8 protein-coding genes are annotated in these 9,634 nt (G+C 67.5%); 5 read left to right on the forward strand and 3 right to left on the reverse strand.

Going from position 1 to position 9,634, the window contains the following annotated elements; genetic code table 11:
- Both H0W38_RS09250 and H0W38_RS09255 read right to left on the reverse strand, forming a co-directional pair.
- Positions 1–1,501, reverse strand: a 1,501-nt coding sequence (locus H0W38_RS09250; protein WP_292453088.1) for an AI-2E family transporter, incomplete at its 3' end; no start/stop codon positions are given.
- A 175-nt stretch (positions 1,502–1,676) separates the two neighbouring features.
- A complete protein-coding gene (locus tag H0W38_RS09255) occupies positions 1,677–2,219 on the reverse strand; it encodes a pyridoxamine 5'-phosphate oxidase family protein (protein ID WP_292453091.1) in 543 nt (180 codons plus the stop codon).
- 407 nt (positions 2,220–2,626) lie between these two features.
- Between H0W38_RS09255 and H0W38_RS09260 the strand changes: the two genes are divergently transcribed.
- From H0W38_RS09260 to H0W38_RS09280, 5 genes are all read left to right on the forward strand, one after another.
- Positions 2,627–3,457, forward strand: coding sequence for a ZIP family metal transporter (locus H0W38_RS09260; protein ID WP_292453104.1), 831 nt, complete (start codon positions 2,627–2,629; stop codon positions 3,455–3,457).
- Positions 3,458–3,672: 215 nt separating this feature from the next.
- Positions 3,673–4,704 (forward strand): IS110 family transposase, encoded by a 1,032-nt coding sequence (locus H0W38_RS09265; RefSeq protein ID WP_292453094.1) that lies wholly within the window; start codon positions 3,673–3,675, stop codon positions 4,702–4,704.
- A 338-nt stretch (positions 4,705–5,042) separates the two neighbouring features.
- Positions 5,043–5,843 carry a transporter gene (locus tag H0W38_RS09270; protein ID WP_292453096.1) on the forward strand — a complete coding sequence of 267 codons (801 nt, stop codon included), beginning with the start codon at positions 5,043–5,045 and terminating at the stop codon, positions 5,841–5,843.
- Between the two features lie 141 nt (positions 5,844–5,984).
- The gene (locus tag H0W38_RS09275; protein ID WP_292453099.1) at positions 5,985–6,125 is read left to right on the forward strand and encodes a hypothetical protein; all 141 of its coding nucleotides are present in this window, start codon (positions 5,985–5,987) and stop codon (positions 6,123–6,125) included.
- A 176-nt stretch (positions 6,126–6,301) separates the two neighbouring features.
- Entirely contained in the window at positions 6,302–8,890 is a 2,589-nt protein-coding gene (locus tag H0W38_RS09280) for a PAS domain S-box protein (RefSeq protein ID WP_292453101.1), read from the forward strand.
- On the opposite strand, the gene H0W38_RS09285 is transcribed toward H0W38_RS09280, so the two are convergent.
- The coding region (locus H0W38_RS09285; RefSeq protein WP_292453103.1) for a mechanosensitive ion channel domain-containing protein at positions 8,841–9,634 on the reverse strand (794 nt) is incomplete at its 5' end. The two genes, H0W38_RS09280 and H0W38_RS09285, sit on opposite strands and share 50 nt — an antisense overlap.

Here is a 9,634-nt window from a genome sequence, read left to right on the forward strand (position 1 = left end):
CCGGTGCACCGGCCGGTGCGGCGCCCGCGACGGTCGCAGCGTGCGCCGCGGCGCCGGGCTCGCCCGCTGTATCGCGCGTTGCCTTGCCGGCCTCGCGTGCTGCTTGCGCGGCGAGCGCCTGCATTGCCTTGCCTTGCGCCGAGACGAGTTCTTCGGTAATGGTGAGCGTCGCGCTCACGTTGGCTTCGTGGTCGGCGGCATCGAGCGCGCTGCGTTCGAGGTCCTGCCGGGAGCGCACCAACGCCGGCACCAGCAGCTCGTCGAAGGTCTGCACCAGCGAGTTCTCGGCGAAGTGCGACTCCGCGATGTCGACCGCCTCGTCTTCGTCGCGCGCGAGCAGGCGCTGGTAGAAGCCGGTGGCCGCTTCGAGGGCCGGCCGGTCGCCGAGCAGCGTGTCGAAGAAGCCGAGCGCCGGCACGTACTTGCCGACCACTACCAGGCACACCGTCAGCGGCGTAGCGAGCACGAGGCCGATGGGCCCCCAAAGCCAGGTCCAGAACGCAATCATCACCAGCGTGGCCGTCTCCGACACGCCGATGCCGCGGCCGTAGAGCCAGGGTTCGATCACCATGTTGCTCACCAGCTCGAGCGCCAGGAACAGGCCGACGACCAGCACCGGCGGTGTCCAGCTCGGCGACACCAGCACGCTCAGGCCGATCGGCAGGATCGCCGCGAGCCACGGGCCCAGGTAGGGGATGTAGCGCAGCAGGGCCGCGAAGAAACCCCAGAGCAGCGCATACGGCACGCCGATCAGCGCCAGGCCCATGGCGACCACCACGCCGTAGCTGCCGTTGATGAGGGCCTGCGTGAGCAGGTAGCGGCTCACGCGCTCGCCGGCCTCGTCGAGCGCCTTGGTCGTCACGGTGACATGGCCGTGCCCCACCAGGCTGATGAGGCGGTCGCGCAGGTCCTCGCGCCGGATCAGCATGAACAGCAGCAGCACCACCGACAGGCCGACGGTCGCGAACGGCTGCAACGCGGGCCCGAGTACCGACCAGATCTGGCCGAGCTGGAAGGGGCTGCTGTCCTGCACGACCGTCACCGGCAGAGGCGGTGCGCGCACGCTTGCGTCTTCGCCGGTGTCGCCTTCCGTGGCGAGCGGCGCGCCGCCGGCTTCGTTGCGTTCGATGAGCGCCGAGATGCGCCCCACGATGGTCTGCAGCTTGTCGAGAAAGCCGCCGCCGTCGCCCTGCAGTTCGCCGAGCCGACTCTCGAGGTTCTGTTCGTACTGCGGAAAGGTATCGACCAGGCTGGTGACCTGGCGCGCGAGCATCCAGCCCACACCGCCGAGCAGCGACATCGCCAGCACCACGACCAGCACGACCGCCGGAACACGCGGAACGTGCCGGCGCTGCAGGGCGGTGACCAGAGGGCTCAGCAGGAAGGTCAGCAGGATCGCCAGTACCACCGGCAGCAGCACCGGCTGCAGCCAGTACAGCAGGGCCAGGCAGATCGCGAAGCTGACCAGTGCGATGAAGCCTTTGGAGAGGGTCGTGTTCACGCCTACGCACTCTTGGCGTTGGGCACCGCTTCGGATGCAACCACCAGAAGGCGAGGAATCAACGCATGTCTTCGACGGGTCTTGCCGGGACGGCCGAGAGATTCGGACGGGTCGGAACGGCAGGCGCAGTGCCAGAGCAAGCAGCGTGCCCCGCGGCCCGCCGGTCCAGTGCAGCTCAGCTGAGCTTGCGGTGCTCGCCCATGTGCGGCGGCTTGCCGGTCACCGCGGCGCGGGCCATCTTGAGCAGTTGCGTGGCCTTGTTGATCTTCACGTCCCAGTATTCGGCGCCTTCCACCTTCACGGCCACGAGCTGCAGATCGGGGTCGGTCGGGCCGCCCGGAAACCAGGCCTTCGCCGCCGCCGACCACAGCGCTTCGACCCGCTGAACGTCTTCGACCAGACGGGCAGAGCCGGACACCGAAACGTAGCGGTCGTTGTCGGTATCGGCAAAGGCGACGTTGACCAACGGGTCGTCAGCGATCTCGGACGCCACCTCGCTCGAACGCGACACGAAGAACCACAGGCTCTCCTGCGCGTCGCTGTCCAGCTCGCGGTTCTGCGTGGTCAGCGGCCGCGAGCGCAACTCGCCATCGGCATTCCGACTGGTCAGCATGCCGAAGCGAATGTCGCGAACCATGTCCCACAGCTTGTCGTGCGCGGCGCGGCGTTCTGCCGGGGTCGTGCCGGTCGTGTTTTGATCAGAGCTTGACAGGGCCATTCGGGCTCTCCAGTGGTTGCGTCAACCCGGTCCAAGCAATCCGGGTGCCATCCAGGCCAACTCGGGACGACCGACTTCGGATCGGTGCTGTGACCGGTGTGCTCCTTTCAGACCAAGCGCGGCGCCGCGACGGACAACGACCATGACGCCAGCAAAGCGATTCCCCCCTCCGAACGGACGCTGCTGTCGCAGCAGCGCCTCGGCCTACAGGCATCGGGTTTGCTCTTTCGCGCCACCTGCTGTTCGCATCACGCATGCCACTGCCTGTTCATCCCCTGCGCCTTCCTGAAAGTGCCTTGCCGCCCCGCGCCTTCATGGCAACCCTGACGCCTCCTCCCCGCTCCAAGGCTCGGCTCGCTTCATTGCAGCCGCGGCAATGGTTAGGCTTGGCCATCGTCTCCGCAGGGATGCTGGTCGCCTGCTGGTCACTCTGGCAACGCCTCGCGCTTCCCGATCCCCGCGTCGGCCAAGCCTTGATGGGCGGCCTGGTGGCCGCGGGAGCCACGGCCTTGGGCACGCTGCCGGTGCTGTTGGCACAACAGGTTTCCGATCGGGCGCGCGACGCCATGCTCGGTTTCGGTGCGGGCGTCATGCTGGCAGCGTGCGCTTTCTCGCTGGTCGTTCCGGGGCTGGCTGCCGCCGCGTCGTTGGGCGCGGGTCCGTGGCGGGCCGGCAGCATCGTCGGTGCCGGCATCCTGATCGGTGCAGCGTTGTTGCACGCGCTCGACCGCTGGCTGCCGCACGAGCATTTCATCAAGGGCCCGGAAGGCTCGACGACGCGAGCCCGCGCGCTTGCACTCAAGCGCACCTGGTTGTTCGTGTTTGCGATCGCGCTGCACAACCTGCCCGAGGGGCTGGCCATCGGCGTGGCCTATGCCGGCACGGACCCCGTGGGCGCCAGCGCGCTGGCCACCGGCATCGCAATCCAGGACGTGCCCGAGGGCCTGGTCATCGCGGTCGCCCTGCGCAGCGCCGGCTACGGCCGCGGCCTGGCGGTGGGCCTCGGCGCGGCCTCCGGTCTGGTGGAGCCGGTCGGGGCCGTCCTGGGCGCCGTGATCGTCGGCCTGTCGGCCGGACTGCTGCCGTGGGGACTGGCCTTCGCGGCCGGCGCCATGCTGTGGGTCATCAGCCACGAGATCATTCCGGAGTCGCACCGCCAGGGTCACGAGCGGCTGGCGACCGGCGGGCTGATGCTGGGCTTCGTGCTGATGATGATTCTCGACACGGCGCTGGGTTGAGCCTCGTTCGCGGCATGCGGCTTGCCTCCGAGCGGACCCTGCTTGCCCGCCAAACGGAGTGAATGGAATGGACGCCTCCCACCCGGCTTCGGCAAGGTGAGGCCGCAGATCGCGATGCCCATGCTTGACAAGGAGGGCGGAACCTCCGTGCCGACGGCATCGAAGTGCCCAGGGGTGAAGATCGAGATCTTCATAGGCGAACCGGAGGTTCCGAGATGGATGCTATCGCTGCGAATGTCGTTGGCGTTGACTTGGCCAAGAACGTGTTTCAGGCCTATTGGGTTGAGCCCGAGACGGGCGAGATCAAAAACGTTGCCATCAGGAGAGCAAAATTCCTGCAGCACTTCGTCGATCGCGCGCCGTGCGTGGTGGGCATGGAAGCCTGCGGTGGCGCCCAGCATTGGGCGCGCGAGTTGGTCAAGCTCGGACACGAGGTCGTGATGCTGCCGGCCAAGTCCGTCAAGGCGTTCGTCAGCGGCAACAAAAGCGACGCCATCGACGCGAGGGCGATCTGGATGGCCGTGCGTCAAGGCGGCACCAAGCGCGTGGCGGTCAAGACCGAGGCACAGCAAGCCGTGCTGGCGCTGCACCGCATGAGGCAGCAGCTGGTCAAGGTGCGCACCATGCAGATCAACGAACTGCGCGGGCTGCTCACCGAATACGGCGAAGTGTTCGGCCAAGGGCGCGCTCCGCTGGCCAGGGGTATCGCTGATGCGCTGGAGCGGCTGGGAACAAGGCTGCCGCAGGTCGTTATCGACTCCCTGCGTGAGCAATGGGCTCGGGTGGGCAAGGTCGATGAACAAGTGGCGGAGCTCGAGACGCGGTTGAAGAGCCTGCTCAAGTCCGACAGAAATGCCCAGCGCATCCTGGCGATTCCCGGCGTCGGCCTGCTCACCGCCACTGCGGCCAGCGCAGCCATGGGCCAGGCCGATGCTTTCAAGTCCGGGCGCGAGTTCGCGGCCTGGCTGGGTTTGGTGCCGGCGCACACCGGCACCGGCGGCAAGACGCGCATGTTGGGCATCAGCAAGCGCGGAGACACGTATCTGCGCACGCTGCTCATTCACGGCGCCAGGAGCGTGCTCACGCACGGCAAGCACTCCAGTGCCTGGCAGCAGCGGATCAGTCAGCGGCGTCCGATGAACGTCGTGATCGTGGCGATGGCCAACAAGATGGCGCGAACGATATGGGCGCTGCTCAAGTACGACAGACCGTATCAGGCGAGTTGGGTGAGCAAGGCACCTGCCTGAGGACGCCAATGGTCCTGCGAACAGCTCATACCAACGGCGAAAGGAGAACAAAGTTTTCTGAGGTTGCGCAAGAGCAACCAACGTGATGGCGAACGGGTCGAAGCCGGGGCTTGTCAAACCTGCATGGTGATCTGGACTTCAACAGTCCACGGAGTGAATGAGGAGCAAGCCCATAGAATTCCATCGGGGCCAGCAGGGCGAGAACTCCTGCATCAAAGGCCGGATATAGACCTGCAACCTCGTACCTCGCGAGCCAACACCGAATTCGCTCTTGCACATCAGGGAGGCGTCCATATAGATTGCCATGATCGTGTTCAACGCCCACGCAGCTTCGTAGCATGAAGAAAATCGTCGCGCTGTCTTGTGCCTGCTCGCTAGGGTTCCCCTGGGCCGTGATGGCGCAGGGCCCGGAGCTTCTCTCGCCCACCCGGCCTGGCGTTTCGGAGTCGGCCGCGCTTCTGCGGCCCGGCGTCCTGCAAGTCGAAACCGGCATCGACCTCGGCTTTCGCGCTAGCGACTACCGCCGGCAGCGCAGCTTGCCCCTGGGGCTGAACTACGCGCTCACCCGGCATCTGCGGATCGACTTCGAGGCCGACGCCACCGTGGAGCAGCACCTGCATGGCGGCGGGCGTGCCACCGGCCGGGGCGATACGCGGCTGGGCTTCAAGGCCATCGGCGCCGGGGAGCCCGAACAGGGCCTGGCCTTCGCGCTGGCCTACCAGCTCAAGCTGCCGACGGCCGACGCGGACGAGGGCCTGGGTAGCGGCCGCACCGATCACGAACTGCGGCTCGTCGCCAACCGTGTCTTGGGCAAGAACGACTTTCGCGTCAATGTCTCGTATCTGAATGTCGGCCGGGCGATGAGCCCGGCGCGCGACGACGGAGGGCAGTTCCTCGTGGGAATGGAGCGCGGGCTGGCCGGTGATTTCAGCGCGACGTTCGAGGTTTACCGCAACAGTGTCGACGCCGCCCAGCCGCGCGGCACCTACGCGCTGGCCGCGCTGGCGGTGAAGCTCAGGCCCTGGCTGCAGTTCGACATCGGCCTGAGCGCCGGCCGCGGCCGCGATGCACCCGACACCGGCGTGTTCGCCGGGCTCAGCGTCGGCGTGCCGATGGCGCGCGCGGCCCACAGCCCGTAGACGCCTACGACTGGGTGGTCGAGCCCAATGTGCTGGACATGGGCAGCTTCGCGATGCGCGATCTGCTCATGACCAAGCCTTACATCTCGGGCGCCGCCTACATCGACCGCATGAGCGATTACTGCGGCGGTTGCGCCTTCGATGCCGCTGAAAGCCGCAGCCTCGCGCGACGCGGTTAAACGCGCTGCCGACCGGCGGGTGTTCGAGACCGTGCGCTCGCTGCTGCTGGCCGGCGAGCGCCTGACGCCGCAAAAGCTGCTGGCCGCGCCCGGGTTGGCGTGAGCCGCGGTGCGCGCCGCGGCACGGCAAGAGCGTCGTTCGGCGAGAGGGCTGGTGCCGGCCCTACCGAAGTCGCAGAATCCTCCAACGATCCTGGGTGGCCGTCGGTGGAAAGCGCCGCATCCCCGCAGGCAGCGCGCTGCCGCTCATGCCGCGCCATCAGCGATGGAGAGCAATGGATGAACAGTGATCGCGGCCCTGAAGTCACCACACTCGTCGGCACCGGCCTGACCGAGGCCTTGCGCGCCAGCGAGGAGCGGCTGGCGGCGGTCTTCAACTCCACGGCCGTCGGCGTGGCGCTCACCGCGCTCGAAGGGCGCTTCGTGCAGGTGAACGACTCCTTCTGCCGCATCACCGGCTACTCGCGAGAAGAACTTGCCGAAATGGACCGCGGTGCGATCACGCACCCCGATGACCGTGCGCGTTCGCTTGCGTCGATGGAAACCCTGACGGCCGGCCAGGTGGCCAACTTCGACATCGAGAAGCGCTACATCAGGAAGGACGGTACGCCGGTCTGGGTGCAGAACAGCGTTTCGCTGGTGCGCGACGGCGCCGGACAGCCCGAACGCGTGGTCGTGCTGTGCCGCGACGTGACGAAGCGCAAGCGGGCCGAAGCGGTTCTGCTCGAGCAAAAGAACATTCTCGAGCTCGTCGCGGGGGGCAAGTCACTGCAGGAGTGCCTGACCGCCGTGACCGCCGCGGTGGCCCGGCTTCAGCCGCGTGCGCGTGCCGCCGTGCTGCTGGCCGATGAGACGCGCAGCCGTTTCAAGAGCGCCTTCTCGCAGGATGTCGCGCCCTCGTTCGGCCAGAGCCTGGAAGGTGCGCCGATCAGCGAAGTCGCGATCGGCACGTGCGGCACCGCCGTCCACACGACCGAGCCGGTCACGTGCACCGACATCGCCAACGACCCGAGGTTGGCACCGAACTGGCGCGAGCTTTGTCTCGCGCACGGCATCCTCGCCTGCCATTGCGAACCGGTGGCAGGCCCCGACGGCCTGCCGGTGGCCTCCCTCATGCTGTGCTTCGACGAGGCGCGCGAGCCGACCGACTGGGAGCGGCGCATCGCCGGCTTCGCAGGGCAGGTCGCCAGCATCGCGATCGAGCGCGAAAGGGCTGCGCAGGCGGTATGGCAGGCCGAGCAGAACCGGCTCGACCGCTCGGAGCAGATGCGCAGGCTGGCCGACATCGCGACGCGGCTGGGCAGCATGCAGGGTGCGCGCTCGATCATGGAGGCCGTCAACGACGAGGCCCGCGAGCTCATCGCCGCGCATCTTTGCGCGACCTGCATGACGGTGAACGCCGACTGGGCCCAGGCGATCGTGAGCGTCTCTTTGTCCGACAAGTACGCTCGCTGGCGCGACTACGACGCCGAATCGGATGGCTCCGGCATCTGTTCCTGCGTAAGAAGTCTGGGGCGGCCGGTGCGCCTGACGCAGGCCGAGCTGCTGGCCCACCCGGACTGGAAAGGCTTCGCAGCGCACGCGGCCGAGCATCCGCCGCTGCGCGGCTTGCTGGCCGCACCGCTGAGCGGCTTGCGAAGCGGCAACGTCGGCCTCATTCAGTTGTCCGACAAGTTGGAAGGCGATTTCACCGAGGACGACGAAGCGGTGCTGGTGCAGCTCGCACAGATGGCCTCGGTGGCCATCGACAACGCCGCGCTGGTCGAAGAACTGCGCGAGGCCGATCGCCGCAAGGACGAGTTCCTCGCCACGCTGGCCCACGAACTTCGCAACCCGCTGGCGCCGCTGCGCAACGGCCTGCAGGTGATGAAGCTCGCCCGCGACAAGCCCGAAACCCTGGAGCGCGCGCGCTCGATGATGGAGCGCCAGCTCGCGCAGATGGTGCACCTGATCGACGATCTGCTGGACATGAGCCGCATCAGCCGCGGCAGGATCGACCTGCGCCGGGAGCGGGTGGAGCTGGTGAAGGTGGTGCAGCAGGCGGTGGAGACCAGCCGGCCGCTGATCGAGGCCGCCGGCCACGAGCTCACGATCAACCTTTCGCCGCAGCGCATCTTCGTCGAAGCCGACACCACCCGGCTCGCGCAGGTCGTCGCCAACCTGCTGAACAACGCCGCCAAGTACACCGAGCCGGGCGGGCACATCACGCTGGAGTTGCACAAGCACGAAGGCGAGGCGCTCGTCTGCGTTCGCGACACCGGCGTGGGCATTTCGCCGCCGCTGCTGCCCACGGTGTTCGAGATGTTCACGCAGGTCGACCGCGGTCGCTCGCAGGGCGGCCTGGGCATCGGCTTGTCGCTGGTAAAGGGGCTGGTCGAAATGCACGGGGGCAGCGTCGAGGCCCGAAGCGAAGGCGAGGGCCGGGGCAGCGAGTTCGTGATCCGGCTGCCGGCCATCGAGGCGGACGAAGTCTCGCTCGGCGGCGAAGAAGAGACGGGCGCCACTGCTGCGGCACGCCGCATCCTCGTGGTGGACGACAACCGCGACGCCGCCTCCAGCCTGGCACTCATGCTCGGCCTGATGGGCAACGAGGTGCGCACCGCGTACGACGGTGCCGAAGCGCTCGAGACAGCGGCGGCGTTTCTGCCCGACACGGTGCTGCTCGACATCGGCATGCCCCGGCTGAGCGGCTACGACGTCTGCCGGGCGCTGCGGCAGCAGGCCTGGGGCCGGTCCACGCAGGTGCTGGCGCTGACCGGTTGGGGGCAGGAGGAGGATCGCCGCAAGTCCCGCGAAGCGGGCTTCGACGGCCACCTCGTCAAGCCGATGGATCCCCAGACGCTGGCCGAGTGGCTGGCGAAGCGTTGATCACGAGCGGCGGCAATCCGACGATCTCGAACGTTGCCGAAGCGATCCCGATGCCGGCCTCCTCCAGCGCGCCGAGGATCTCGCGGCTCATCGCGTCCTTGAGCGCCCGCACGCCATGGTCCCTGACCATGAAACGAACGGTCAGCTCCAGCCAGTTGTCGGTCAGCCGGTAATACACCTTCGGTCGGATTTCGGGCGCCTTTATGACGTAGCGCCGCTGCAATTCCTGCAGCGCTTCCTGGCTCATCTCGGCAATCGGCACGCTGTGGCGCTCGGCGGCTTCGAGCAGGATGCGCTCCGCTCGCCCGCGGTCGGCGCTGTAGGCGATCGGCAGAGCGAGTTCTTCCCAGAGGTAAGGAAAGTCGCGCGTGTAGTTGTAGATCGGCTCGTCGAAGACCTTGGCATTGGTGACGGTGACGATGCGGCCGGTGTACTCGCGGCTTTGCACCCACACGGGCGGTTCGGCGCCTTGTACGGGAGGCGGCTGGCCCATCTCCATGATCGTCGTCTGGGTGAAGTCCACCCCGATCACATCGCCGCGTACGCCGCCCATGACGATGCGGTCGCCCACGTTGATGATCCTGCCGCGCAGGATGACGAAATAGCCCGCCACCGCGGTGACGACCTTCTGCAGCGCGAAAGCGAGTCCGGCGGTGACCAGGCCCAGTGCCGTGGCGAGACGGGTGGGGTCTTCGAACCAGATCGACAGCAGACCGAGGATGAGGAGCACGGCCGTGCCCAGCT

The organism is Methylibium sp. (genome assembly GCF_013817365.1).
GTDB lineage: Bacteria > Pseudomonadota > Gammaproteobacteria > Burkholderiales > Burkholderiaceae_C > Methylibium.

Coding starts and splice junctions, on each gene's coding strand:
- H0W38_RS09275 (WP_292453099.1), top strand. CDS start 5,985: ATGCCGCTGAAAGCCGCAGCCTCGCGCGACGCGGTTAAACGCGCTGCC.
- H0W38_RS09265 (WP_292453094.1), top strand. CDS start 3,673: ATGGATGCTATCGCTGCGAATGTCGTTGGCGTTGACTTGGCCAAGAAC.
- H0W38_RS09280 (WP_292453101.1), top strand. CDS start 6,302: ATGAACAGTGATCGCGGCCCTGAAGTCACCACACTCGTCGGCACCGGC.
- H0W38_RS09270 (WP_292453096.1), top strand. CDS start 5,043: ATGAAGAAAATCGTCGCGCTGTCTTGTGCCTGCTCGCTAGGGTTCCCC.
- H0W38_RS09255 (WP_292453091.1), bottom strand. CDS start 2,219: ATGGCCCTGTCAAGCTCTGATCAAAACACGACCGGCACGACCCCGGCA.
- H0W38_RS09260 (WP_292453104.1), top strand. CDS start 2,627: ATGCTGGTCGCCTGCTGGTCACTCTGGCAACGCCTCGCGCTTCCCGAT.